The organism is Pseudoalteromonas sp. JC28, from assembly GCF_013319255.1.
Lineage (GTDB): Bacteria > Pseudomonadota > Gammaproteobacteria > Enterobacterales > Alteromonadaceae > Pseudoalteromonas.
In genome coordinates this window covers 59,590-84,076 of record NZ_QOKX01000010.1, presented here as the reverse complement: position 1 = coordinate 84,076, position 24,487 = coordinate 59,590, and the positions used below count along the sequence as shown (strand labels likewise).

Sequence of the window (24,487 nt, the reverse complement as noted above, 5' to 3'; positions counted from 1 at the left end):
TATATGTTGGGCTTTGTATCGAACACTCTTTTGTAGTATGGCTTTTAACGTTTTACTCTTTTTTGGTTGATATGTTATATTGTATCAATTGTAGGCGAGCATGACAAAGGAGAAAGTGTGAACGTAAAAGTACAGTCGTTTGGAGACAAAGCAGCAATTGGGTTATCTATGTTGTGCTTAGTCCACTGTTTAATATTACCTTTTTTATTACTTGTACTTCCTCCCTTCGCGGGTTTATTAGCGCTCTCTGATGAAGCTTTTCACGAGTGGTTACTAATAGCAGTAATACCTATTAGCGTTTTGGCCCTTGGGTTTGGCTATGTGCGGCATAAGTCAGGTCTTGTTGTGGGCATGGGGTTAGTAGGCTGCACACTCTTGGTGATAGCAACTATTTTAGGTGAAAAAGGTGGAGAAACCTTGTTCACAGTGCTTGGCTCTATACTCATCTCCTACGCGCATCTTCGAAATTATGCGCTGCATCGCAATTTTCACTAAATAAAACCCTATTTGGAGTTAATATGAATAGTCTTATGCCTATAGAGCCCTTGCTTGATGCGGACTCTCTGCATCATGAGCAGTCAGAACATGCAACTGTGTTAACCAAGATTTATGAGTCCAACACCAATATTGTGATTTGGCAACATGCATTATCACCTGCTTTGAAAGCAGAGTTTGGCCACTACTTAGAAACAGCAAAAGAGATAGAATTAGCGCTACAAATTGCGACTAGCAATATCACTTGCGAAGTTAGTGAGCCGTTAAAGCGGTTGAATTTTAGTGATGCGATGGTGGCGCATATTATTGAAATAGTAGATATGTTTAGCTGCTTATTTGAACTTCGCGTCGTTGGTTTACGGTTAAAAATGCTCGAGACTGCAATGTGCCCGAAATTTCATGTTGATAAAGTGCCAGTACGACTGGTGACTACACTCGCAGGCGCTGGCAGCGAGTGGCTTAGAAACCAGCATGTATCAAGGGATGGCAACAAACTGACTATTTCTCCTGAAGCTGATGCAATACAGCTTGCCTGTGGGGATGTGGCATTATTAAAAGGTGAGCGTTGGGAAGGCAATGAAGGCCGTGGCTTAGTGCATCGCTCACCAGCAGTAGTAACAGGGGAAAGACGATTGCTACTGACATTAGATTTTATCGCATAGACTGGATTTATTATGACAACAAAATTAACTGCATTTGTATTTAGCGCTATTTTTAGCCTCTCGCTTTTGGGATGCCAGTCAGAGCCTACAAATATCGGTACCTCCGCGGTAAGTGGCCAAGCAACCGTCGCTCCGCTTAAAATCGCGACTTGGAACATGGAGCATTTAGCATATCCATCGAACACAGGGTGTAGGCCTCGTGATGAGCAGGAGATAAGCGCACTGCGCGATTATGCAAAAGGGCTTAATGCAGATGTTATTGCGCTGCAAGAAGTCGCATCGGTTAAAGCATTAGAGCAGGTCTTTCCAAGTAGTGAGTGGCAATTACTGATTTCAAGTAGAGCTGATAGCGTGACGTACGACTGTAGAGGAAGTGGCAACGTCTCTACACAGCAGAAAACCGCTTTTGCAATTAAAAATAGCCTTGCCTCAAGCAAAGTGGATAACGTGAGCGAACTTAGCGTGGATGTTGAAGGGCTAAGACATGGTCTAGTTGTGACCTTAGATACTCAGTTTGGTGAGCTTTCAGTGCTTAATGTCCATCTTAAAAGCGGCTGTTTTGTTGATAACTACTCGACATCGGATAAAAAAGCCTGTCGATTGCTGGCAGAGCAATTACCAGTACTCAAGTCCTGGTTGAAGAAACACGCAAATAGCAACACCATTGTGTTGGGCGACTTTAATCATCGTTTAAGTCATGGCGACAATCAATTTTGGCAGCAGTTAACCAAGCACCAAAATAACGCCTCTACACCTTTGATAAATGCAACTAAGACGCTGACAGGTTGTCACCCTCGTTACCCTGTGCCGATTGACCATATATTACTGAGCAACAAACTTGCAAACACAGTAAAATTCGCCCCCAGCGTACACTTTTTTGCGGATATGTCTGAAGAGAAAATGCTCAGCGATCACTGCGCTATTTCGGTGTCAATTAGCATGCGTTAAGACTGTTGCTAGTTGTACTAAAAGGGAGCGCATATAGTCAACCGCTGCCGTGCAAATATTATCAAGGTCTAATCACCAAAAGCAGCATCTTTAATGGTAACTTTAGTGTTGAAATTAGACCTTATTTGCTTTTGCTAACGGCTTCTGTTGTTGTGATTGGATAAAAGGGTATAAGGCTTATCTAACGGTATAGCAGGGCGACACTACGCCTTTGATCCCTTGGATTCGGTATAAAAAATTACCGAGCCGAGAGAATTAAAACAACATTTAAGTTGTCTTGAAGCGGTCATGCCTGCAATATCATGTTTGGCCTATGATAAAAATATTGTGTATTAGGGCCTGTTGCTAACATAAGCAGCTATTTGACAACCGCACTTAATGAATAACTTAAACGAAAGGAGTGTGCTATGCCATCCGCAAACTTACTTGCCTTGCTCGATGATGTCGCTGCGCTAACAAAATTAGCCGCAACCAAAACCGCTCCGGTGTTAGGAGACGATCTTGCCGTCAACGCAGAGCAACTCTCGGGCGGGATCAAACCAGATCGGGAGCTTGCAGTGGTATGGAAGGTGTTTAAAGGCTCCTTGCTAAACAAGTTTATTTTAGTGCCCGCTGCTTTGGCTTGCAGTTACTTTGCGCCGTTTATGATCCCCATTATGCTAATTTTGGGGGCGCTGTACTTGCTGTTTGAAGGTGGCGAAAAAATTCTCCACGCTATTTTTCACCGTCGGGAACAACAGCAAGAAACCGATGAGTTTGTCAAAGCGCTTGAGGATGAGCGTGTTGACTTAGTCGAGTTTGAAAAAGACAAAATCAAGGGCGCTATCGTTACCGACTTTGTTCTATCGGCGGAAATTATCATTATTGCGCTGGGGGCGATTGCTGATCAGCCTTTTGAAAAGCAAGCAATAGTCCTTTCGTTAATTGGGCTTGCACTGACAATCGGGGTTTACGGAATTGTGGCCCTGATTGTTAAGCTTGATGATATTGGTTTAGCCATGATTAAGGACGCAAGTAAGACTACACTTGCAGCGATAAAACGTGGGGTGGGTAAAGGGCTGCTTTATTTTGCTAACGGTCTGATGAAGTTTCTGTCAGTCGCCGGTGTGCTGGCAATGCTTTTAGTTGGCGTTGATATTTTGGCTCACCAGTTCCACTTACTTGAAGAAATTGTTCACGCTATTGAAAATCTGATCCCTGCATTGAGCTGGCTTTTGAGTATTATCGCCAAGCTTGGATTGGGTGCGGTGATCGGTGTCATTATTGCGGCGGTGCTAAGTCAGTTGTTGGCAATGTTTAAAAAAGCATAAATATCTATATCGCAAGTAGCCGTATATTTCAGGGCTACTTGCAGAGCCTTTCGATTACCTTCTAATCGGCACTTGCTGGTTGACTGGCTTTTGCGGTGCTTCATTGAGGTTTTGTGGTAATAAACGTTTGGCTTTACGCTGCTCCCGTAGCGTAAATTGCAGCGCTTTTAAAATCCGCGCATCCAATGGCGTTTCGCAAAACGGGCTTAACAGGTTGTTCTCTTCCGTCGGATCTTCACTCAAGTTATAACACTCGTATTCACTGGGAATGAACTGAGTGGTTGTTATTCCGTCTGGGTTGCTGACGCCAATGACATTACTCACAGACGATTGCGTGGTAGGCTCATCGTTACCACCAAGATCAACTAAATTCGGGTCTTGCTCATAGAATCGAGCGTTATCAAAATAACGCACAAACTTCCATTTCGTATCACCGCTGATATCCGGTAGTTGCGTTATTACAGCTTCGATATGGTTCGGTTGGATAATACTATTGTAAGCTTTACCGGTAAGCATATTCGTCATATCACTACCAACTTCGATGTTGTCATCGGTCATAAAGTAAATGGCTTCTTCTTTGGGCGACGCTTCACCCAAAATGACGTTAGCTAGGTTTCTGCCAACGAGTGGCTGTGCTTCGCTGTGATCTTTAGCAAGCTGAGTACGAGTTTGCTCAATATCTATATCCGCTAGACCAAGCAGGGTAGGCAGTAAGTCGATATGTGATGTGGTGATATCAAGCTGCTTAGGTTGATTGAAAAGCACAGGATTAGAAATAATAAACGGCACGTTTAATACTTCTTGATATGCGGTGTACCACTTTTGATGTAGACCGCCGTGAGCACCTAGTAGCTCACCATGATCTGAGGTAAAAACGACAATAGTATTTTCATAAAAAGATGACTGCTTTAATGCGTTAACTACCTGTTCTATATGCTTGTTCACTTCTGCGATAAGGTAGTAATAAAACTGTCGATAGGTTTCATCTGGTGGCTGTGGTAGATACATATGCGGGTACATAAGCTGATAGTCTTTTTGGCATCTTGGCTTGTCCATTAAGCTTTCATTTTGGCTTGGGGCTGGCGCAATACTTGGAAGGTTACCGGCTTCTTTTTCGGCATAAAAGTTGGAAAACCAATCTTTTTGTCCCATTAATACAATGTCGTGTGGGTTTACGAATGAAGAAACCAGTAAAAATGGCGTTTGGTCGCCGCTTTGTGCCTTTTCTTCAAGTTGTTTAAGGGTTTCACAAACTTGATTGGCAAATCCCGGATCTCGAGATGTACCTGAATTGTTCTCTGCAGCGCCATGAGGTTCAGGACCTATCCATTGACTAAAGCCAAACTTATCTAGACGCTCTGCGCGCTCATAGAGAGCTTGTTTTGCTGGGTAAGGCTCTCCAGTTTCAGAGTTACTATACAGCGCTTGCTGACTCCCCGGCACGATAATATCCTCATCGGAGAGGTGCCATTTACCACGATAATAGGTTTGATAACCCGCTTCGCGAAACCAAGATCCCATGGTTGGCACAGTATTGGGAGTCAGCCAGAACATGTTTTGATCAAATGACGACTTGCCAATTCCTGGAGTTTGGCTCACGCCGTGTAGGGATGGATATTGTCCCGTGTAAATGGATGTTCTACTAGGTGCGCATGCCGTCGCTGCTGCATTATGATTCATAAATTCCATGCCACAGCGGCGCATTTCTGCCATACACGCACTGTGCTTGAGTCGATACTCTTTTGCTTGTGAATTTTCGTAAGGTGGAGGGAAACGCTCTTCATCTGTGGTAATGATTAGAAAATTCGGTTGTTTGCCATTAATCTTCATTACAATCTCCTTTTAACTTGCACAGGGCAAATGCCCACGGAGAGTGTAGTTGAAGATCCTTAGGTATTTGCGTTTTGTGTAATTTAATTGTTTTTTTATTTTAAATAATGTGTAAAAACAACATTCTGTATTTTCTCAACGGCGAATAGAAAAAAGGCCTTATCGGCCTTTACATATGCTTTGGTATTTGGTGAGTTACCAGTCGCCTGGGTCGCCGCCATCTGAGTCGCTGATCTCTTCGTAAGTACCGCCGGTGTCAATACTCAGCTGTTTAAGAAACTGAAATGTAGGGGTACTAGATACCGACTGAGATGCAGGTGAAACATCTAATACATACATCTTATCTTTATTAGCCAGAATATTTTGCACTGTACCTGTATAGATTGTGGCATTGAATTGCACTGGAGGTAGCTCAAACAGGTATTTAGAGGTTACGCTTGTTTGCCAATTTGAGCCACCGCAGCTAGAGATTGGGCTGTCATTTTCGCTGCCATCAGTAGAGCCATACACTCTTAACAGTGCGCCATTAGCGGCTTCCGTTGAGTAGTTTGCTCTCAACTCATCAGCGCCATCACACATAGCTTGGGCAAGTGCAGTTAACCCTGAGCACCCTTCTGGATCTAGTTGATAGAGTGCCATCATTGCCGCATTGAAACCGACAAACCCGTTAGTTAGAGATTGAATTTGACCGCCACTAGCAAACGTTTTCACATTTAGCTGCTGGCCATTAATTGTGGCATCTAGAAAGAACTTTGATACTTTTTGCACTGCCTGTTGCTTTGAGAATGAACATCGGCTTTGTCCATCTGGGCGCAACGTGTTCATTGAACTACTACGGTCTAAAAAAAGCACGCCATAAGATTCAGGCGCAGCGAGCGAATTGAAACTCGACATTGTGGTTGCCAATGCAATGGCAGATACTATGATTTTCATCATTGTGAACTCCATGTCAAAAGATACCATTTGCATTATCTAATCGGAAAACCTCACCGCTGCGACAAGATATTGTTCAAATGGAGTAAGAAGTATCTGGCTGTACTGCTGATGCAGATACATGATTTGCGCAAGTAAAAAAAATGAACTTAATTGGTTGTAAATTTGTTACGCAGTATAAAGGTAAGGTAGATTCTGATTTTATCCATTACACCACATTACAGCGATAATTTATTTTTAAAACATAATGTTACATTGAATTGTGAAGTAAATTTTAGTGTTTTCAGTATGTTATGTTTAGCTGCTTGATATTATAGCGGTTGCGATTTAGTTTCTAAAAAATATACAGTAGGATGAAGTAAACTGTATTCAAAAGTACGAAATAATAAAAACAATGACAGGAAGTTTTATGAAGCGATATCTATTTTCTCTCTTAGGTTTAATTGCAATCGTCGCTGCTGGTTGGAAGTTTACCCAGTACCAGTCTCATTACACTTCAGATTATGTTGATGTAGTGTTGTCTTCACAAGTGCTTAACGAAGATCGAAAGGTCTTTATTCGCCTCCCAAAAGGATATGACAAGGCATATAGTTATCCACTCATTATTCGCACCGACGGCAACTTTAATCTCGCGCGGTGGGATGAGGTACTAAGCAGCCTTGCCGAACAAGGTAGGGTAGAAGATGCCATTTTAGTGTCTATTCCCAATCAATTTTGGACGCAGACCCGCAACCGCGACTTAGTACCGCCTTATGCTCGACAAGATGTTGCGATTGAGGCTCGTCCAGAGAGTGACAATGATCCTGCCATTTTTGGTCGTGCAGATCGTTTTTTGCAATTTGTTGAAAGCGAGCTGTTACCCTATTTAGAAGCTAACTACTCAATTAACGACAACCGTGTGTTAAGTGGGTTCTCTGCTGGTGGAAGTTTTGTACTTTATACCATGGTGACTAAACCTGCGCTTTTTGATGGCTACTTTGCTTTTAGTCCTGCTGCGTGGTATGACGACTCGGTTGTCGTAAAAGAATTCGCAAAAAGCCTAGCCAATATTCAAGGCAAACCTAAGTATATTTACCTCTCCATAGGCGGTGCTGAGAATGACATCATTACGGGGTCATTTCGCGGTTTATTAGAGGCACTTGAACAGCATGCGCCTGCCAATGTGCGTTGGGGACACAGCATTAGCGAGGGCGCGGGGCATTCACAAAATCCAGTGGTTTCCGTGCCACTTGCCTTGAGTGAGTATCATCACTTTAGAAAAAATCAGTTAATGTAAGTGTTGCAATGCTTTGATTTCAGAGAGCAAATGTTTTTGTTCACTTTCACTTAGCCCTTCAAGCTTAAGCATGGCTTGGTAGGTCTTTAATAGTGATGGCTTATCTCCTTTTTGCTGATAAGCCATGGCCAATTGCTGCAGTGCATTGAGGGACGCTGAGTTGTGCTGGCTCACAAAGCTGAACAGGTTGATGGCCGCAGTGAAGTTACGTTCGAATAGGGCGCCATACCCGAGCGAAGTCAGTGCGTCGTAGGGGTAAGTCTTGAGTCCGTATAGCGATTTAGCGATGGCAACATGATTTTCCAGCTGAGTGACACCCGCGGTCGCTACCTTCAAGGATGGCTGATAATGGTTAAAGAGGTGCTGCAGACCATGATAATAGCTCGGGTAGACGACGCTCATATGGGATTCGCCGCTAAAGTGCTGCGCTTTGAAGTCAATTCCATTTGGCTTTCGCCAAGCATCATTAAGACGTTGAAATGGCTGCGTTATGATTGCGCTTTCGTCAGCCATGCTGATGTAGATACACTTGTTGATTAACGCTTTTGCCAGTAAGTCATTTAATAATCGCTCTTTATCCCACCAAAGGCTTGGACTTGCCAACATCACACCATTAAATAAATCGGGTTTTTCAAGTAGCGCATAGGTTGCAAACAGCCCACCGAATGAGTGTCCTGCTAACGCGCGATAGCCTGATGTGCGATAATGCTTGTCTACGTAAGGGATGAGTTCTTTGTCGATAAATTGCAGTAGCATTTCTGCACCGCCCGGATTTTGCTGCCGTGTTGGACCTGCAAAATGTCCCAGTACCGCAAGGCTACCTTTGCGATAAGACGGGGTCAGATCTCGAGTGCGGTGTTCGTTGGTTTCGATGGCAACAATGATAAGTTCCGGTATTTTATGTTGTTGTGCCAAGAAGCGAGCCGCTGAAGCGGTATGTTCAAGATTGCTCTGACCATCAGTTAGATATAACACTGGATAGCCTGTATTGCCTTGCTCATAGCTTGGTGGCAGGACGATATGAACCGTTCTTTTTTGCGAAAAATAAGCGGACGAAAGCTGCAGTGTCGAGTTCGAATCTACTGATTTATTAGCAATAGCGCTACCAATTGACAGCAACGTAAAAATAGCCACGATAACAATGTGAGTAACTAACCTAGCTTGCATAACCGCTCGTTCCTTGCTTAAAAATCATCACTAATTTAACACGAGTCAAAACGACAAGGAACGAGTTATATAGCAGCGCCTAGGAATTATTTGTGTTGTCTTGAGCTTTGCAAGATCACTATCACTCCATTCTCATTGGTGTTTGTGTCTTCTTAAGTAATTTAGAAAAGATAGGTTTTAAGCAAAAAAGAGAAAACACTGAAACTATTGCCATCACTAAAATGCCGATCAGTGGAATAGCATAACCAAAGGTAAAACTAGCACCGACCACGTGTCCCAATATGCATTCTGCGCGGTAGATTGGATAAAATAATCCAGCTATCAAAAGTCCTAAGGCTGTATACATGGTGAGGCTTTGATAACCGAACTCCCAAAGGGCTGATTGCAACAAGCTAAAGAGTAACATCACAAAGAATGCGACCAAAAACTCAGTAGGAATAACCACGGGTGCTGTTTTTTTAATGCGCTCTGTGCCAATTGCTTTATGTAGCCGCAGTGCAGTAAGCCAAGCTAATACGGGAATTATGATAATGCCCCATGCGTTAGATACTGCTGGAAAATCAGCTCTGTGAAGTAAGTGGTGACTCACTATTTCGCCATTTAAATGTTGCCACATCAGCGTTAATATCACGAGCAAAATTGCCGATGTAATTAGGCCTTTGTTGATTTTGTTCGCTTTGACTGAAAACATGTTTCTACTCCTAACTGATTAAACTGTAATTTAACTAAAAAAGACGGCTGAAATGCGTGGCCACCACATCATGACAGCGGCCGCGCAGACACCAATCGCGGTGATCACAAAACCTAAGCTCATCATCACCGCGATTATCCACACCGGTGCGCTGACGTTGGTTTGGCGTTTTGCCCAAAAGTAGAGCTCTGCGAGTACCATTGGTAGCAGATAGCAGGCAAACGAAATAAATATATCGACAGGGCCATCTAAGGTTGCGGTATTGCCATTGAAGCCTTGATTGACCATGTACCAACCAAACAAATAAAGACGAAACGTCCACACCCCATTAACCAAGAAAAAACTATGTGCGGCATAACGTTGATGTGCGGCGATATTTTTTTGTATGGCAGCGCGCCAAGCAAAAAATATCGCAATGGGAATTAATATACCGTTGAGTGTTATCCCAATGGCACCAACATCGCTTAGCCTAAGACCGGTTACCCAAGTGAGATATAACCCTGTGAGTGCGCCCGAAATACCGAGAATAAAAAATACGCGTCCGTTGTAGCGATGAAAGCGTGGAAAGCGTTTTCGCACCGCAGGAATAAGCTGTATGGTGGCCAAAATCACAGCGGGTAAAACATGGCTAAAAAACACCTTGGCATCTTTTGTGTGTCCACTCGCCGGTGAAACCGCTGCACTTTGCTCTGTGAGTCCCACGATAAGCGGGATGGCATATAGGCCTAAGATATAAACAGCAAACATCCATTGCCCGAGCAGTGCGACACACATCCAGCTCTTTGCGGCACCATTCAATACGCTAAAGGGACTAAAGAAAACCCCTGTTGTTTTGGTTAGATTGAGGGAAGACAAAATACTTATCCTTATAAATCAATAAACTTGGTATATAAAATGACAAGGTTTTGCTATCTCGTCGCTTTGATTTTGAAAATCAAAGCAAAGAAAGTAGGCCGAATTTTAAAAATGCTGGTGTTAAGTTTACTTACAAAGTTAATTTGAATGCTTTTGGTGTGGCTGTTAGAGTTTCTGCGTCTATCAATATTCCTTCAATCGCCATGACTATTGAAAACTATTACCTACTTTTGCTTAGCCTATGTTGCACTTTGGTTGTTGCTCAGCTTTTTGTAAAAGAGAAAAAAGCAGCACATTTACTCTTTGCTTTGGTGTGCGGCTCGATAGCATTGGCCACGACCAAAAAGCTGACTCAGGACTCCTTAAATGGATATCAGTATTTAATTGGCATGGGCGCTTGTGTGACCTGTAATGGGTTTTGGTTGCTTGCAAGGGCATTATTTAGAGAAAAACATGCCATTTTAAAAAGGCATATTGTGTTTGCAATCGCCATTGCTGCCTTAGTCGTGTGGCGGCAAGGCTATTTGTTTATCGACAGTCAATTACACATGGCTGCTAGCGGATTAGTTGAGTGGCTTAACATTGCGGCGTATGAGCTTACTTTGTTGTTGTCATCTAGTGTACTCATGCTGGCATTTTGGGAAGGGTGCCGAGGGTCTCGCAGTCTCAAGGGCAGGAAAAAGCACAAAGGGTGCTATTCTTATCCGCTTATTTTATTTGCGTCGCAGGCACCAAATTAGTCGAAAATCGCTTTGCCGATAATCGTGAGGTTCAAGAATGGGCAGTGACAAGCGCAGCTATCCTCATCATATTGACAGCGCAAGTGTTACTGTATTGGCGATTTTCATCTCAACGTACAATTACATCTGTTAGGTGCGTTGAATCAAACGAGCCAACACAAACCGAGGATGATATTGCGCTCCAGCAACAGGTGGAACACTTTCTTATCGAGCAAAAAGGTTTCCTCAAAGAAGGGTTAAAAGTCGCTGACTTAGCTCAGCAATTTAATGAACCTGAATACAAGATAAGCCGAGTGATACGACAAAACCTGCAAGCGCGAAATTTCAGCCAATTGGTCAATGAGTTGAGGGTTGAACATGCCAAAGTGCTGTTACAAGACCCCGCTAAACAGCATTGGCCAGTACTTGTCGTTGGACTGGAAAGTGGTTTTGCGTCGGTTGGACCATTTACTAGAGCATTTAAAATCGCCACTGGAACCACGCCAAATCAATTTAGAAAGCAAAATGGTCAAACGCAAGTGCTACGTGAAGCACAAGAGTAAGTGGCAATTAGGGCCTAATCTAGCTTAGTCAGTTTGTATTGTAGCTGCTGAATAGGCAGCTCTATCGTCTGTGGGTCAAGCTCTGGCGTAATATCACTGACAGGAAAGACGTTATCTATTTCCACCGAATTCGCGATAGTGTTAGTATCGCCATTGGATAAAAAAGTAAGTTGGGTGTAATCACTGGGCTGTAAGTCATACCGAGCCAGCGTTGCCTTTAAATCTATACTGTATTCGTATGCGGCTAATAGGCTACCTGCGTTATCGTTGTATCTGCAGATCCGCCATTGATAGCTACTTTCGATAAACTCCAGCGCCCAAATCCCACCTTTATCTTGGATCATTTGTTGTGGTTGTTGGCAGGGCTGTGGTAGGGGCAGTAAACGGCTATGAGACCAAAGCCCCTCGTGGTTTTGGCACAATAAGTCGCCCTTACCAAGGTCGATAATATGCGAGCTTAGACCATATTGGCAAAACTGGGAGGTGGGAATGAAAAAGGGAGCGCTGTGCTTGTTAAGCGCGCCAAACGCAATATAGCCCATTAATACCTCTGTGTTGGTCATCCAGCCAAGGTAAACATATTCATCATCTTGCCAGTTTGTTGATGCGATTTTCCCCTGTTTAACGGTGTTAGTCAGCGTGAAGTGGTCGCTTTTACCATTAAATGTACAAGTCAAACTGCCCAGTGTAGTGTCGATGTTGCATGATTGCTGAGCTTGCTCCTGTGATAGCGGCTTTATTTTAGAATTTGGCGTTTGATGAGTTAGCGCGGAGGTGAACTTAGCCACAGCAGACAATTGGCCGGTTTGATCTTGTTTAAAACGACATTTAGGCTGTATCTTTGAGGAGTTGAGCACGACATTACCATCAAGTACAGCAAGCTCACAGCTATTGGCTATGGTACAAGCCGTGAGCAGCATAACGCCACAAAAGGCAATCCAAGTGTTTTGCAAATCACAATACTCATCAGTCATCAGCTACATCCTATAAACATAGCTGATAACACCTTGATTAAGCAATATGTGCAGCAATACCCGCTTTTCCCATGGCGACTTCGGCTTTTAGTACTTGGCCGTTGATGTAATCGCCACTATTTTGCTTTCGATAGGGGATTGGCTGTTCACTAAATACGTGTGTTAAGCGCTCTGACCAATTAGCGATTTCATCAGCTATACGTTGATTAGGCTCGCCTTTTGCGTCGAAAATAACATGGTTTTGTAGAACGTCCATACCTGGGAAAAACAAAGTCCCGTGCGTGATCGGAAATAGTAATTCGTCCATTGTGCCGTTTATCCCTAAAGGAGAGTAATCCTTATATCCACCACCTGTGGTTACACAAATTAACGCTCGTTTTCCCTGTAAAACTCCCTCGCCGTAGCGCAATTGGTTCCCTTTGTTTTGATAACCGTAAGCAAAGCCATAGGCATAGACTCTATCGAACCAGCCTTTAAGTATGGCAGGCACGCTGTACCACCAAAGCGGAAAATGAAAAATAACCAAGTCGGCAGCCAGCAATTTTTGCTGCTCTTGAATAACGTCTTCGGTTAGGGTGTTTGAGTGATATGCCTTGCCAGACGCTGCAATAATCGCAAGTGGTGTTTGAGAGTCATTTTGCGGGAAGTCGGCTGCGTCAACCACAGCCTTCCAGTCCATTTGGTATAGATCTGAAGTTTGAACTTGCAAGCCCATGCGCGTTAAGGTTTCGACACTTGTTTTGGCGAGTGTCTGGGTTAAGGAAGTCGGCTCTGGATGTGCCGATACCACTAGTGTGGATTTGGTCATGATAAGTGCTCTGTAACGAATAGGAGTTGTTACTATCTCTGTAATCTTGCTATAAATGAAATTGAATATTTTTACCCTAGGTATAAATTAAATGGATAGCAAAAAGGTGGACTTAAACCTGCTTCAGACTTTGGTGGTGCTACTGGAAGAGTGCAATGTGACCAAAGCGGCAGATAGGCTGAACCTCAGCCAGCCAGCAGTAAGCACTCAGCTAAGTCGGCTGCGCGGGCTATTTGATGATCAGTTATTAGTCCCTATTCATAAAGGCATGCTACCAACTGCCAAAGCGCTTGCTTTGCTGCCGGAACTTCGCGCTGCGATGAAGCTTGTAAGTAACGTGTTAGTAGAGCATCAAGACTTTATCCCTGAAACGGCCAATTTAACCTTTAAAGTGGCATGTACCGACTATTTACAGCTGGTGGTGATGACAGAGGTGATACGGCGTTTAAAAATAGCTGCGCCCAATATCAAGGTCGTGCTTTGCCACTTAACAATAGCAACACTTGCAGCCCAGCTACAACACTCAGAACTCGATTTGGCATTAATGTCGCCGGAATGTGGGCCTGATTCGTTAAGATTTAAAACCTTATATCAAGAGAAGTATGTCTTGATTGGCAGAAAACACCATCCACAGCTAACGTCAGAAATGACAATCGCAGATTATGTAAAGCTTGAGCATATTGTGGTGTCTTTTGAAGGAAATAGCACCTCAACATTCGTTGATTCAATCTTGCAGCAATATGGTGTATCGAGGCAGGTGATGACGTCAGTGCCCTCATTTTTATTGGTGCCGGAACTGGTGAGAAATACCGAGTTGGTTGCACTGATTCCGGCTCGTCAGGCATCAAAACTCGAAGCAGATTTTACCCTCGTTGAAAATCCGATACCTGACTGTGCTTTTGACGTCGCTATGGTGTGGCACGAAGTACAGCATCAATATCCTGCACTTCGTTGGTTACGAGCGTTTATCAGTCAGACTATGGCTGAGGTTTGTTAGTTATTTCGTCCAGCTCCTCGGTTGGCTCACTATTTTGCTCATTGTCGTCGAGTTCATCGTCGTTATCGCGAGGCGTGTCTTCGTCAACGACAAGCAGCTGTTCGTGTGCTGTTTTTTCTTCGATACGCGGGTCCATGGTGGCTGCGAGCGGTGAGCTGGTAATATCAGAAGTCGCAGCAACATAGTCGCTAGGCTCTGGTTGCTCAGCTTTTTGTCTGGCGTTGATAAAGTGGAGCAGTAAGAACATGACAACGGTTAGTGCGCTTAACGAAGCATATAGGGCTTGATGACCAAAATGGGACATGATCTGTGCAATAGCGGCCGAGCCAACACAGGCACCTCCGCCAAATGCCACCAACAGTGCAGAAGAAACGCCAACACGGTCTTCATCATCAACGCGGGAGTTTGCTAGTGCCGAAGAAAGTGGATACATGGTAAATGCGAATAACCCAAAGCCAAAAGTCAGCCAGAGACTGTAGCTTGGACTCAGTGGAAGCAAAAATATACAAAGAGAAATCAAACCGATAAAAACAGCGTTACTGCGCAGTAAGATACTTCTGCGAACTCGGTCAGAGATAATGCCCATTGGCCACTGCGCAAGCAAACCTGCAAAAATCGTTACCGACATATACATAGCAATTTCTTCGGCATTAAATCCTGACTGGCTGGCAAAAGTCGGGGCAAGGCCATAAAAACTACCATTAATCACTCCGGCAAAACAGACCGCCGTGAGAGACTGAGGCACTTTTTTGAAGTAGGTAAACAGACTTACTTGAATAGGCTTAAGTGGCTTAGGGTGGATCCGCCTCGTCGTTGAAATAGGGATAATTCCAAAGGATAAGGCAACAACAATTAAAAACAGCGGCGCATAGCCAAGCTCAGGAAAATTAGAAAGCGCAAATTGCCCTGTTACCATACCTAGGTAGGAGGTGAGCATGTAAAAAGAAAATACTCGTCCCCGCTGCTCAGGCGCTGCTTGTTCATTTAGCCAGCTTTCGAGCACCATAAAGTTACACATCATGCCAAGACCCACCACAAGTCGTAGTCCAAGCCAAAGATAGATATTGTCACTCACCCCATGTATTGCTACGCAGGCAGTCACTGCCGCTGTGCTTGCCGCAAACGCGCGAATATGTCCAACTGATTTGATCAGGTGATAGCCTAGTTTGGCACCGAACAACAAACCCAAGTAATAAAACGAGGTAAGCAAGCCAATCCAAAACGTACTGACGCCGTGCTGGCCTAAATAAAGCGCTAAGTAAGTAGTCAGCAGGCCTGTCCCACCGACTAAGAATAGATTTGTTAAATAAAGCGATGGAAAAGATTTCATATCGACCTTGGGACTCATTATGGATTTGCGTGTAACGCTATAATAGTAGGGGACAAATAGTTTATTTCCAAGCAATCTTTGGTGTTTGGCTTAGGTTCTACCTAGTACATTTTTATTCAGGTTTTCAGCTCGTTGCTGGGGGGATCTGATAAGGCGTTGAATAACGAGAGTGAACCTTCTTTAGCGCCAGCATTTAAAGATAACTGTGCTCAAAAAGCAAAGTAACGAGTGCATAGGCGGAGAAAATGTATGAGTTAAAGCTCTTTTAACTAATTGAAATAGAAAGTTACTTTTTTATATTTACTCCAATTAACTAGCAGGACGTATAAACTGAGCTAGTGCGGTAGATTCATTGCTCAAGTTTATAAAGGAGTAACAGAATGCGTTTCAATTTTTCGCAGCGAGCAATTTATATTCAGGTCTTTCTAGCATATCTTGGAGCTATTTTAGTACAGCGACTAGGGTGGGAGTTAGCAGGATGGTTTAGTGGATCTCCACATTGGCGTAACTTTACTGAGAATTTACTCGGTGTAGTGTTTGTCATTTTGATTGCTAGATACTTAAAAGTCTGGGAAAAAATATATTGGTTAACCGTAGATGCCAAACAATACTGGTATCTTTTTGTATTGCCACTGGCATACGTATCAATCAATATTTCTCAGTGGTACCCGCATTCGTTTTCGGAAATTGCTATTGGTAGTATCTCAACCCTTTTCACTGGAATTTTAGAAGAGGTGTTATGCCGAGGTATTGTAGTGTACATATTACTTTGCTGTTATGTCAGTGGTGGCGCTCGGCGTCCAGTGTTGAAAGCTGCATTCTTCTCTGCGCTTTCGTTTGGTATAGTTCATTTGGTGAACGTGTTTGAAAAACCGGATTCAATTGGTGTAATAATTGGACAGGTTATTTATGCGACCTTTATTGGTATGGGGTTTGCGGCATGTTACCTAAGAACTAGAAGCTTAATTCCGCTTATTGTTATACATATACTCATTAATTGGTTTAGCTTTATGGGTCATGATCCTACGAAGGCTGAAGCTGCCTCTTTTATTGCCACCGTTCCTGCTATCATTGTGTGTTTTCCGCTGTTTGTTTACGGCGTGATGATCCTTTATAAATCGGAAGAAGCGGTGCTCAAGCGTTGGTTAGTGAATAAGGAAGTAAATTGATAGATTGGAAGACCTTGCCGCTATTTATTGCCAGTATTTTATACATACTACTTGCTGTGCGACTAATGCGATTGAGGTATGCTCAGCTTGATGATGAGCATACCTCGGGTCACCTGATTGGACTGTTTGTTGTTTTGGCTACTTTGTTGGCGGATGAGTTTTTTGTTCAAAACAGACTTTTGACGGAAGGTCAGGGTTATTGGGCGTTACTTATTACCAGCCTAAACCTAGTACTCGGGCCTTTGACCTATTTATATGCATCGGCACTATGTAAACGTTTTAGTTGGAGTAAAGTGCTACTGCACTTAAGTCCGATTATGATGTTTTTCATACTGAGTATTTGCGCTCAAAAGATATATCCAGAATTACAGCAAAATAGGTTGTTTCTCACTTTTTTTAGTTTACTTTTTTTGGGAAGCTTATTGCCATATCTCATGTTTACGTTTGCACTATTGAAGGAATATCTCGACTCTATTAAGGCACACTTCTCAAACGTGCAACGTCATGATGTTAGCTGGTTTAAGTGGTGGCTCTACTTAATTACGGCGATGGCGATTTTAGTCTGTACATCGCCATTTATGCCTCAGCTCTTTTGGCTTGATACACATTGGCTGTTGTTTATTTTTGCTCTGTTACTAAGCACCAAAGTTGATTTTATTGCTCCTTCTGCAATTGCCCCTTTAGATACTCAAGTGACGGTAGAAAAGGAGGCGTTAAAGGGCATTGAGAAGGTGTTTACTAAAATAGATAGCGAAGTTAAGAAGCAGAAATTGTATCTGCGCAACGGTTTAACGCTTAACGAGTTAGCCAATGCGTGTGTGATGACTACCCACGAAGTGTCTCAAGCGATAAACCTGATCTATCATTCAAACTTTTATGATTATATGAACAACCTTAGGGTAGAAGAGTCAAAGCGTTTATTACTGCGATCACCAGCCCAACAAGTTACAACAATAGCTTATGAATCAGGGTTTAACTCTAAATCTTGTTTCTATAATATTTTTAAGCAGCGAGTGGGTTGCACGCCTACAGAGTACCGTAAAAAGTCGGTATTGAATTAGCTTAAGATGACAGGCTAGTTTGCAAATTTCAAGAGCTGTGCTTGATTGGCATTTCTACATTTTGCCTGCCTGCCGGGCTGAGTGGACTGTTGTAAAAGCCAGCTTGAAAATGAACACTTCCTTGTGTTCATAAACAATAGTGATATTTATGTGGCTTAGTATCAGTCCTGTTCGAGGAATAATACCAATTGAAGTAATACTCCAATACTTAAAATAGCTGGTATAAAAAATCACACAATCAGGGCATCTCACCCTGAGCAGTTGGTATTAATTCCCCTGATTCATCTGCGTTAATTTATCACCAATGGGTTGAGAGAAGTTATAGCCATCGTATTTGTCCCAGTTAATCGACCATGTCATCACGCCACCAAAGTTCGGATAAGTCTTACTTGGTTGGATAGTGCCACATCCTGTACCTTTGGTTAAACAATCTAAGGCATTGATGATATTGCCGATAGGCGCTTGACCTGAATTTGCCGACTGTGGACCAGAAGGTAGACCGATGGCTACTTGGTCATCCCTAAGTGGTGCAAAGCGGGTGCCATCAGCAAGATCAAATCCCTCAATCAACATTTTTGCATGGGCAACCATCATGTTCACTGAGCCCTCTGGAGCACTTCCCGGTTCGTATGGGTTAGGTAGGCCGCCATTGTTGTATAGCTGTACGTGAAGTAAATCTAATGTATCGCGTAGCTCGTTTATAAGTGGAATATAAGCGCCCCAAATACCTGAATAGGCAATCATGCCACCATGTACATAGGGATGTTCAGGGGCCATGGTAAGTACCATATTGCCACCAATATTTTGTTCAATTTGCTTTAATGCTCTTGGCAGCCGAGCTTGGATCTGAGAGCCATGCACAAGGTTCGAGCCACTCTCTAAGTCGATATCGAGCCCGTCAAATCCCCATTGTTGAATAATATCGGTGAGGCTACTGACAAATGCCGCTTCATCGGCATCCGTATTGAGGGTAATTGTGCCTTCTGCACCACCAAGGCTTAGCACAAAAACTTTACCTTGCGCTTGTAGTGCCTGCATGTCGGATTTGAATTTTACCGGATCGATAGGCGGGCAGTTAGAGCGAATGTCTTTTTCAAATGGTGTGAAGTGCACTGTGCCATTCGAGTTTCTATCATTTTCAGCAAAGGCAATATCTATGATGTCCCAAGCAGTAGACATCTGATCAAGTGGAATAGGGCAACCAGCTGGATTGACAAAGTTATGCCAATAGCCAATCAGTTTGTGCTTTTTACCTATGGGTTTGTCGATGACTTGAACAGTCACGCCGCTACTGGACACTAGATCATTATTGTCGTTGGTGGCCGTGGCATAAAGTGTTTTTGTGCCGATTGAGGCCGGTGCATAACTATATTCGTAGGGTGGCGTTGTGTCTGTATTGAGTAACACGCCATCAGCATAAAACTGTACTTGAGTGATTTGTCCAACAAAAGAGGATGCTTGTGCAATCAATTGAGTGGAATTACCCAAGGTAATTTGGCTGCCGCTAGTGGGGGCAAGTAAATCAACGGCAATCGGTTTATCTGTCACATTCACTGTAATTGTTTGCTCGCTTTGATTACTTTCGTTATCGACGGCAATGGCTTTTAAGCTCACAGGATTGAGGGCTGTCGGTGTCCAGCTGTGACTAAGTGTTTCCTGATTGGCTGTGGCGAGGAGTGTGTTGTCGGCATAGAGTGACAGCGTAGCAATACTGCCGTCTGTATCTTGAGCTCTGACAGAGATAGTGGTGGGCGTATTGACCAAAACAGTACCGTTATTGGACGGGCGTTCGAACGTTACGGTTGGCACGATTGCGCAGATCCCTAAATCGCTCCATGCATCGGTCCAATACTGGCCTGCACCTGGCTCGTATGCCCATTGCGCGTTTGAGCTACACCAACCTGCAATATCACAGCGATATTTATGATTATTATGAGCGACCAGTTCACCAGTCTGGTAATTTTGTCCAGCGCTGTATGATCTAAGGCCTAGGCAGCCACCTCCCACTTTTGTTAGCACATCGATGGCAAGATTAGCCTCACTTACCAAGCCTTGATTGTCCATCGCTTTTACATTTAGTTGGTTTACGCCAACTTGCTCCGCTTGGAATTGGAACTCAAAAGGAGAGGTTGTTAGGTTCGCAACAAGCTGGTTGTTCACGCTAATTTCCACTCCCGCAATAGTACCGTCGCTATCGTCAGCTGTGACGCTGATCCCTACCATATCACCTTGATAGAACTGCTGGCCGTTGGCTGGTGCTACAATGGATACGTTCGGTGGTAAATTTCCCCCGCTAGGTTTTACTGTAATCTGTGCTGATTGCGAACTTCCGGTTAGCCCTTGTAAATCGGTGGCAATTGCACTGATATCGTATTCGCCAAGTACTGCGTTCCAAGTGGTTTGAAATGGCGCGGTAGTGTCCGTAGCGATAACTTGACCATTTACTAAGAATTCGACATAAGCCAGATCACCATCGACATCATTGGCATCAGCAGAAAAAAACAGCGCTGTCATTTTCGCCCAGCACCGCGCCATTATTTGGGCTGGTGAGTACGACACTTGGCGCTTGACCTGACCCCGTTGCACAAGTCCCCAATGACCGCCAGACATCATAAGGACCGGAGTGGCCTGCTGGATTGTCGTTCTGACTATACCACTTTGCTTCATATGCTTGGTTTTGGGACTGTGTGATATCCCCTTGTCTGTAGACTTGTTGTTCAGACCAAGGGCTTAAATTACTACAGTCGTAGGCGTTTGCTTGGCCTGCGAGGATGAGAGCACCACTCGTCCAAGCCAATCGTAATATAGAAGTTGGTTTCATACTGATCCCTTACATGTTGTTGTGTGTTTTATGAACAAAACCAAATTAGCATATAGGTAAATAATTCGTTAATCAACACTCGAGTTATGAGTAAATCTCATCGCTGCAATAACCTGAGCATCGCAATTTTAATTCGCATATTTCAAATAATCGGCTAGGTTTAGAGGGAATTTAACGGACTTTATAGGATCCATATAATGGCGACTTCTTCAATTCCCTCCGGTTATCATTCACTCACGCCTTACCTCATTGTGGCTGGTGCAGCAAAAGCTATCGAATTTTACCGAGCTGCTTTTGGCGCGAGCGTAAAGCTTCAGTTACCTATACCAGATGGAGGAATAGCACATGCGGAGCTGCTGATTGGTAACTCTTATGTGATGCTTTCAGATATGTGCCCTGATATGCACTTTAAAGATCCCAGTGAGCTTGGTGGTACGCCCGTTAGCTTGATGTTGTATGTTGACGATGTGGACACTGTGTTTGCGGGGGCAATTGAATTGGGGGCACAGCAAGTCACGCCCGTTTGTGATCAGTTTTATGGTGATAGGGCGGGAACGCTACGAGACCCATTTGGTCATGTCTGGACGATTGGCACGCATAAAGAAGATCTCACAGAAACCGAGTTACTCGCGCGTATGGCTGATTTTATGGATAAGCAACAAGATGCCTAGTTGAGGTAAGCTTATCTCATTAGATTGCAGACTTATTAATTTTTTGTTTGTTTTTGATGGTGCGTTTCTTTGAGGTGCTTGGTTAGAAGTTATTATTTAACATGTGGTTAAGTGTTGTATTTGTGGTGAGTGAATTTTAAAGTTGATTTTATTGTTAATAATGTTGAATTTTTTATTTTTTCATGGCAGCTTAAGAATTAGTGATAAATTTTGATCACTAAACGACTATTTCAAGGAAATGATAATGAAATTAAAATTAAAAAAATCAGCGTTGAAGCAACTAGATAAAAACCAAAACCTACCTTTACAGCAAACGCCTCAAGTAGCTGGCGGTGCTGAGCCAAATACTAGAATCCCATGCCGTTTAACAGAAACGTTGACTGGTACGGATTACGGTCAGTGCCGTTGTTAGTATAGTCGAGCAGTGTTTTAGGTTAGCCTGATGAGGTGGAGAATCTACTTGTTGGACTATCAACCTTAAACAACATAATTTATAAATTAAGATTAACTCAAGGATAAGAAGATGAAATTGAAATTTAAAAAAACAGCATTAAAACAATTAGATAAACAACAAAGTTTGCCTCAAGAGCAAACACCAAACATCGCTGGTGGTGCGACAGGTATTCGTTGTCGTCCGCCTTTGACGGAAACTGGTAACCAATACTGGCAGTGTGAGTGTTAAGGTTAGTGATAAATTAACTTGCATAAGCTCACAGTAAAGTGAGCTTTTTTATTTCCGAAAGTTACCATTTTATTTTATTTTCATATAATTCAATGATTTACGTATTTTGTAACGCCTCAATAAGTTAAGCGGTTTACGCTTTAATCCAGCAGCAATTACGGTCTCTGTTGCAGCGAGTATGCGCTCGGCGCTTTTACCATCGCGGTAAGGGTGCACTTGCTGAATATATTGCTCAATACGTTCACTTTGTGCGTCGGAGAGGTTGAGTGCTTGTTCAACCGCTACAGATAATTGGCCTGCGTCGGTAATATTGATTAAGGCATCTTGAGGTTGGTGATTATTAAAAGTGATAACCGGTTTACCAATTAATAGTGACTCATCAACGGCGCTAGAGGTATCAGAAATCACCATATCGGCTTGCTGAATGAGTGGAATAAGATTGTCATTTCCGGCGATTTCAAAGTCGCTGATGGTTTCAAGTTCTATGTACATCTGTTGCCACTGCTGTTTCGTCTTAGGATGAAACTTAAGTTGGACTTTGTATTTTCCTGACTCTGCGAGCTGTTTGATTTGTGCATGTAATGCTTCAAGCGACGTGAGATTGGGTGAAAAAGTGGGAGCGTACAGTATGACTGGCTTTTCATTCTCTTGCTTGGTGTAATCAAAATAAGGGTCGAGTTTTGGCCAGCCAGTTTCAATCACTGAGAAATAACCATGTTTTTGTGCAAGTTGGTTAAATGGCACGGTGGTAATTGGGCCGTGAGTACAATATAAATCGAAGAAACCGCGGATCCCAAAGTGACCTTTCTTTTTATATTCCAATCCGTGAAATACTTGCACTTTGGCGCCTGGAAAAAAGTCAGGAACAACGTTTCCAGGTACAAATACTGCTCTGGGGTTAAACGCCTTGACGTCCTCTACGCTCAGTAACTCTGATTCGTCTGGTGCAAGTGAACTTGAGTTTACATCTTTACCTTTTAAAAACCATTTCACCACATCACCGTTTGCACGGATAGCATTTTGGAGGGGTCTTAGAATGGCAAAGCTATATGGCTGCTCAATGTAGAAAAGATAATGTTTAGGCATTGAAAGTCACTTATAAAATCAGAGTTTATGGCCAGCACTTGAATGGCGCAGCTAGGGCCAGAGCGATATTAAGCAAATAATACCGCTTTTACCGCATCAATACCAAACATCCGTTACTTGGCTGTACTGTTGCTGATACGTGAATGCACCTCAGTGGCTTGAGCCATCATGTTATCCATTAAGGTTTGTACTGATTCGATTTCTCGAATTAAGCCTTGAGATTGACCAATAAATTGCACGCCATGGTCTAAATCTCCGTGGATTGTGGCGGCTTCAAGCTTTTCGGTGGCGGCACCAAAGAGTGACAGCATCTTAATTTTATCGAATTGAGATAACAGTCCTAGTAGTAGCTTCCATAAGGGCATGTCGACCATTTTTGCAGCCTTGAATGATTTTATGATGGCCATGAAAAAGTTCATCGGGCGGCGCGTTGCCTTTTCAGCCATGGGGGTTTTCATTACTCGAGCATAAAGACCATCGAAGTTTTTGGAATAAATCGTCTGTTCAACGTCTTTTTCCACAACGGTATTTTTGACATGTTGATGCAAAGGGCTTTCTTTAGATGTTGCAAAACGAGAGCCCATCGCAACGCCCTCTGCGCCAAGCGCTAGCGCGGCGATAAGTCCTCGACCATCGGCAAATCCCCCTGCGGCAATTACAGGTATATTGACGATATCGACTATGCTCGGCACTAAACACAGTGAAGTTACCTCACCACCATGGGCTGCGGCTTCATGACCTGTAACTAATAGCGCATCAACGCCAGATTTTTGTGCTGCCAATGCATGCTTTTGCGTCACCACTGTGGCAATGACTTTTCCGCCGTAGGCTTTAGCTGCTTGTACTAGCCAATCGCCTTTTCCTAAAGAAAAATTGATAACAGGCACTTGCTCTTCTAATGCGACTTTGGCATTTTCTTTGGCGCCTGGCATCATTAACGTCACACCAATGCCAAAAGGCTTATCGGTGAGTGCACGAATTTTTCGTATTGCTTGACGTGTCTCGTCCTGACTGAGCGGGCCCGTGGCTAAAATACCTAAGCCACCAGCATTGCTCACTGCCGCAACAAGCTCAGGGACAGAAATCCAGCTCATACCGGGTAATATAATGGGTTTTTCGATGCCAAATAATTCGGTGATAGCAGTTTTCATCATTGTTATTCTACTGGTCAGATGTGTTTATGAGCATAGCTGGAATTTTGCGTGAAGTGAATACTGGTTGTAAGATACCTGTTTAGAAAGAGGAGCTAAGATGAACGTAGTTATATTATTAGTGAGTTTAGTCATCGCATTGGTTGTCTTGATACCGCTGTTGGAAAAGTATCAGCAGCGCTTAGGGCTAGATAAAATGCAAAAGTATGCCAAATATGTACTGCCTTTATTAATGGTGACGCTGATCATTAAACTTATCTACGTTTTGGTAGTCGGGTAACAAGCGCC

26 protein-coding genes are annotated in these 24,487 nt (G+C 43.3%); 14 read left to right on the top strand and 12 right to left on the bottom strand.

Annotated features, from left to right (window positions below):
* Positions 1–117: 117 nt before the first annotated feature.
* The 4 genes from DS891_RS20280 to DS891_RS20265 all read left to right on the top strand — a co-directional run bounded on the left by DS891_RS20280 (position 118) and on the right by DS891_RS20265 (position 3,415).
* The gene (locus tag DS891_RS20280) at positions 118–495 is read left to right on the top strand and encodes a MerC domain-containing protein (protein WP_174170769.1); all 378 of its coding nucleotides are present in this window, start codon (positions 118–120) and stop codon (positions 493–495) included.
* A gap of 23 nt (positions 496–518) precedes the next feature.
* Complete coding sequence (locus DS891_RS20275; protein ID WP_174170768.1) at positions 519–1,157, top strand: DUF1826 domain-containing protein; 639 nt, start codon at positions 519–521, stop codon at positions 1,155–1,157.
* Positions 1,158–1,169: 12 nt separating this feature from the next.
* Positions 1,170–2,105: an endonuclease/exonuclease/phosphatase family protein gene (locus DS891_RS20270; RefSeq protein WP_174170767.1), complete on the top strand. Its 936-nt coding sequence runs from the start codon at positions 1,170–1,172 to the stop codon at positions 2,103–2,105.
* Between the two features lie 407 nt (positions 2,106–2,512).
* Positions 2,513–3,415 carry a DUF808 domain-containing protein gene (locus DS891_RS20265; RefSeq protein WP_174170766.1) on the top strand — a complete coding sequence of 301 codons (903 nt, stop codon included), beginning with the start codon at positions 2,513–2,515 and terminating at the stop codon, positions 3,413–3,415.
* A 54-nt stretch (positions 3,416–3,469) separates the two neighbouring features.
* Here DS891_RS20265 and DS891_RS20260 read toward each other — a convergent pair whose 3' ends face one another.
* Together DS891_RS20260 and DS891_RS20255 are read right to left on the bottom strand one after the other, a co-directional pair.
* Entirely contained in the window at positions 3,470–5,245 is a 1,776-nt protein-coding gene (locus DS891_RS20260; RefSeq protein ID WP_174170765.1) for a sulfatase-like hydrolase/transferase, read from the bottom strand.
* 195 nt (positions 5,246–5,440) lie between these two features.
* Positions 5,441–6,181, bottom strand: coding sequence for a VWA domain-containing protein (locus DS891_RS20255; RefSeq protein ID WP_174170764.1), 741 nt, complete (start codon positions 6,179–6,181; stop codon positions 5,441–5,443).
* A gap of 406 nt (positions 6,182–6,587) precedes the next feature.
* Between DS891_RS20255 and DS891_RS20250 the strand changes: the two genes are divergently transcribed.
* The gene (locus tag DS891_RS20250) at positions 6,588–7,454 is read left to right on the top strand and encodes an alpha/beta hydrolase (RefSeq protein ID WP_174170763.1); all 867 of its coding nucleotides are present in this window, start codon (positions 6,588–6,590) and stop codon (positions 7,452–7,454) included.
* Here the strand turns inward: DS891_RS20250 and DS891_RS20245 are convergent.
* The 3 genes from DS891_RS20245 to DS891_RS20235 form a co-directional block, all read right to left on the bottom strand.
* On the bottom strand, positions 7,446–8,621 hold the full coding sequence (locus DS891_RS20245) for an alpha/beta hydrolase (protein ID WP_174170762.1): 1,176 nt from the start codon (positions 8,619–8,621) through the stop codon (positions 7,446–7,448). The genes DS891_RS20250 and DS891_RS20245 overlap by 9 nt on opposite strands.
* Positions 8,622–8,742: 121 nt before the next feature.
* Positions 8,743–9,312 (bottom strand): hypothetical protein, encoded by a 570-nt coding sequence (locus DS891_RS20240; protein ID WP_174170761.1) that lies wholly within the window; start codon positions 9,310–9,312, stop codon positions 8,743–8,745.
* A 30-nt stretch (positions 9,313–9,342) separates the two neighbouring features.
* On the bottom strand, positions 9,343–10,167 hold the full coding sequence (locus DS891_RS20235; protein WP_174170760.1) for a DUF2306 domain-containing protein: 825 nt from the start codon (positions 10,165–10,167) through the stop codon (positions 9,343–9,345).
* 158 nt (positions 10,168–10,325) lie between these two features.
* Here DS891_RS20235 and DS891_RS24625 point away from each other — a divergent pair, with 158 nt between their 5' ends.
* Together DS891_RS24625 and DS891_RS24620 are read left to right on the top strand one after the other, a co-directional pair.
* Positions 10,326–10,907, top strand: a complete 582-nt coding sequence (locus DS891_RS24625) for a hypothetical protein (RefSeq protein ID WP_254605977.1) — start codon at positions 10,326–10,328, stop codon at positions 10,905–10,907.
* On the top strand, positions 10,859–11,449 hold the full coding sequence (locus DS891_RS24620) for a helix-turn-helix domain-containing protein (protein WP_368032231.1): 591 nt from the start codon (positions 10,859–10,861) through the stop codon (positions 11,447–11,449). Before DS891_RS24625 ends, DS891_RS24620 begins: the two co-directional genes overlap by 49 nt.
* 14 nt (positions 11,450–11,463) lie before the next feature.
* Here DS891_RS24620 and DS891_RS20225 read toward each other — a convergent pair whose 3' ends face one another.
* Together DS891_RS20225 and DS891_RS20220 are read right to left on the bottom strand one after the other, a co-directional pair.
* Positions 11,464–12,423, bottom strand: a complete 960-nt coding sequence (locus DS891_RS20225; RefSeq protein ID WP_174170759.1) for a hypothetical protein — start codon at positions 12,421–12,423, stop codon at positions 11,464–11,466.
* A gap of 37 nt (positions 12,424–12,460) precedes the next feature.
* Positions 12,461–13,231 (bottom strand): NAD(P)H-dependent oxidoreductase, encoded by a 771-nt coding sequence (locus tag DS891_RS20220; RefSeq protein WP_174170758.1) that lies wholly within the window; start codon positions 13,229–13,231, stop codon positions 12,461–12,463.
* A gap of 91 nt (positions 13,232–13,322) precedes the next feature.
* On the opposite strand from DS891_RS20220, the gene DS891_RS20215 reads away from it, so the two are divergent.
* Positions 13,323–14,228 carry a LysR family transcriptional regulator gene (locus DS891_RS20215; protein ID WP_174170757.1) on the top strand — a complete coding sequence of 302 codons (906 nt, stop codon included), beginning with the start codon at positions 13,323–13,325 and terminating at the stop codon, positions 14,226–14,228.
* On the opposite strand, the gene DS891_RS20210 is transcribed toward DS891_RS20215, so the two are convergent.
* On the bottom strand, positions 14,209–15,558 hold the full coding sequence (locus DS891_RS20210) for an MFS transporter (RefSeq protein ID WP_174170756.1): 1,350 nt from the start codon (positions 15,556–15,558) through the stop codon (positions 14,209–14,211). The genes DS891_RS20215 and DS891_RS20210 overlap by 20 nt on opposite strands.
* 380 nt (positions 15,559–15,938) lie before the next feature.
* Here DS891_RS20210 and DS891_RS20205 point away from each other — a divergent pair, with 380 nt between their 5' ends.
* A complete protein-coding gene (locus tag DS891_RS20205) occupies positions 15,939–16,727 on the top strand; it encodes a CPBP family intramembrane glutamic endopeptidase (protein ID WP_102056341.1) in 789 nt (262 codons plus the stop codon).
* Positions 16,724–17,788: an AraC family transcriptional regulator gene (locus DS891_RS20200; RefSeq protein WP_174170755.1), complete on the top strand. Its 1,065-nt coding sequence runs from the start codon at positions 16,724–16,726 to the stop codon at positions 17,786–17,788. Before DS891_RS20205 ends, DS891_RS20200 begins: the two co-directional genes overlap by 4 nt.
* A 267-nt stretch (positions 17,789–18,055) precedes the next feature.
* Here the strand turns inward: DS891_RS20200 and DS891_RS20195 are convergent, their stop codons facing one another.
* A complete protein-coding gene (locus DS891_RS20195; RefSeq protein WP_254605975.1) occupies positions 18,056–20,302 on the bottom strand; it encodes an Ig-like domain-containing protein in 2,247 nt (748 codons plus the stop codon).
* Positions 20,277–20,609: a carbohydrate-binding protein gene (locus DS891_RS24615; protein ID WP_254605974.1), complete on the bottom strand. Its 333-nt coding sequence runs from the start codon at positions 20,607–20,609 to the stop codon at positions 20,277–20,279. Before DS891_RS24615 ends, DS891_RS20195 begins: the two co-directional genes overlap by 26 nt.
* 197 nt (positions 20,610–20,806) lie before the next feature.
* Between DS891_RS24615 and DS891_RS20190 the strand changes: the two genes are divergently transcribed.
* The 3 genes from DS891_RS20190 (at position 20,807) to DS891_RS20180 (ending at position 21,962) form a co-directional block, all read left to right on the top strand.
* The gene (locus tag DS891_RS20190) at positions 20,807–21,280 is read left to right on the top strand and encodes a VOC family protein (protein WP_010607842.1); all 474 of its coding nucleotides are present in this window, start codon (positions 20,807–20,809) and stop codon (positions 21,278–21,280) included.
* A gap of 244 nt (positions 21,281–21,524) precedes the next feature.
* Positions 21,525–21,692: a hypothetical protein gene (locus DS891_RS20185; RefSeq protein WP_017217813.1), complete on the top strand. Its 168-nt coding sequence runs from the start codon at positions 21,525–21,527 to the stop codon at positions 21,690–21,692.
* A gap of 111 nt (positions 21,693–21,803) precedes the next feature.
* Positions 21,804–21,962, top strand: coding sequence for a hypothetical protein (locus DS891_RS20180; protein WP_167310207.1), 159 nt, complete (start codon positions 21,804–21,806; stop codon positions 21,960–21,962).
* Between the two features lie 69 nt (positions 21,963–22,031).
* On the opposite strand, the gene DS891_RS20175 is transcribed toward DS891_RS20180, so the two are convergent.
* Positions 22,032–23,048, bottom strand: coding sequence for a UDP-N-acetylglucosamine 2-epimerase (locus DS891_RS20175; protein ID WP_174170754.1), 1,017 nt, complete (start codon positions 23,046–23,048; stop codon positions 22,032–22,034).
* 113 nt (positions 23,049–23,161) lie between these two features.
* Positions 23,162–24,208 (bottom strand): nitronate monooxygenase, encoded by a 1,047-nt coding sequence (locus tag DS891_RS20170; RefSeq protein WP_323054436.1) that lies wholly within the window; start codon positions 24,206–24,208, stop codon positions 23,162–23,164.
* A 91-nt stretch (positions 24,209–24,299) separates the two neighbouring features.
* Between DS891_RS20170 and DS891_RS20165 the strand changes: the two genes are divergently transcribed.
* Positions 24,300–24,479 carry a hypothetical protein gene (locus tag DS891_RS20165; protein WP_010370747.1) on the top strand — a complete coding sequence of 60 codons (180 nt, stop codon included), beginning with the start codon at positions 24,300–24,302 and terminating at the stop codon, positions 24,477–24,479.
* The last annotated feature ends 8 nt before the right edge of the window (positions 24,480–24,487 follow it).

Excerpts from the sequence above, each read along its gene's own strand:
- DS891_RS20275 (WP_174170768.1), top strand. The coding sequence starts at position 519 with ATGAATAGTCTTATGCCTATAGAGCCCTTGCTTGATGCGGACTCTCTG.
- DS891_RS20270 (WP_174170767.1), top strand. The coding sequence starts at position 1,170 with ATGACAACAAAATTAACTGCATTTGTATTTAGCGCTATTTTTAGCCTC.
- DS891_RS20265 (WP_174170766.1), top strand. The coding sequence starts at position 2,513 with ATGCCATCCGCAAACTTACTTGCCTTGCTCGATGATGTCGCTGCGCTA.
- DS891_RS20260 (WP_174170765.1), bottom strand. The coding sequence starts at position 5,245 with ATGAAGATTAATGGCAAACAACCGAATTTTCTAATCATTACCACAGAT.
- DS891_RS20255 (WP_174170764.1), bottom strand. The coding sequence starts at position 6,181 with ATGATGAAAATCATAGTATCTGCCATTGCATTGGCAACCACAATGTCG.
- DS891_RS20250 (WP_174170763.1), top strand. The coding sequence starts at position 6,588 with ATGAAGCGATATCTATTTTCTCTCTTAGGTTTAATTGCAATCGTCGCT.
- DS891_RS20245 (WP_174170762.1), bottom strand. The coding sequence starts at position 8,621 with ATGCAAGCTAGGTTAGTTACTCACATTGTTATCGTGGCTATTTTTACG.
- DS891_RS20240 (WP_174170761.1), bottom strand. The coding sequence starts at position 9,312 with ATGTTTTCAGTCAAAGCGAACAAAATCAACAAAGGCCTAATTACATCG.
- DS891_RS20225 (WP_174170759.1), bottom strand. The coding sequence starts at position 12,423 with ATGACTGATGAGTATTGTGATTTGCAAAACACTTGGATTGCCTTTTGT.
- DS891_RS20220 (WP_174170758.1), bottom strand. The coding sequence starts at position 13,231 with ATGACCAAATCCACACTAGTGGTATCGGCACATCCAGAGCCGACTTCC.
- DS891_RS20215 (WP_174170757.1), top strand. The coding sequence starts at position 13,323 with ATGGATAGCAAAAAGGTGGACTTAAACCTGCTTCAGACTTTGGTGGTG.
- DS891_RS20210 (WP_174170756.1), bottom strand. The coding sequence starts at position 15,558 with ATGAAATCTTTTCCATCGCTTTATTTAACAAATCTATTCTTAGTCGGT.
- DS891_RS20205 (WP_102056341.1), top strand. The coding sequence starts at position 15,939 with ATGCGTTTCAATTTTTCGCAGCGAGCAATTTATATTCAGGTCTTTCTA.
- DS891_RS20195 (WP_254605975.1), bottom strand. The coding sequence starts at position 20,302 with ATGACAGCGCTGTTTTTTTCTGCTGATGCCAATGATGTCGATGGTGAT.
- DS891_RS24615 (WP_254605974.1), bottom strand. The coding sequence starts at position 20,609 with ATGAAACCAACTTCTATATTACGATTGGCTTGGACGAGTGGTGCTCTC.
- DS891_RS20190 (WP_010607842.1), top strand. The coding sequence starts at position 20,807 with ATGGCGACTTCTTCAATTCCCTCCGGTTATCATTCACTCACGCCTTAC.
- DS891_RS20185 (WP_017217813.1), top strand. The coding sequence starts at position 21,525 with ATGAAATTAAAATTAAAAAAATCAGCGTTGAAGCAACTAGATAAAAAC.
- DS891_RS20180 (WP_167310207.1), top strand. The coding sequence starts at position 21,804 with ATGAAATTGAAATTTAAAAAAACAGCATTAAAACAATTAGATAAACAA.
- DS891_RS20175 (WP_174170754.1), bottom strand. The coding sequence starts at position 23,048 with ATGCCTAAACATTATCTTTTCTACATTGAGCAGCCATATAGCTTTGCC.
- DS891_RS20165 (WP_010370747.1), top strand. The coding sequence starts at position 24,300 with ATGAACGTAGTTATATTATTAGTGAGTTTAGTCATCGCATTGGTTGTC.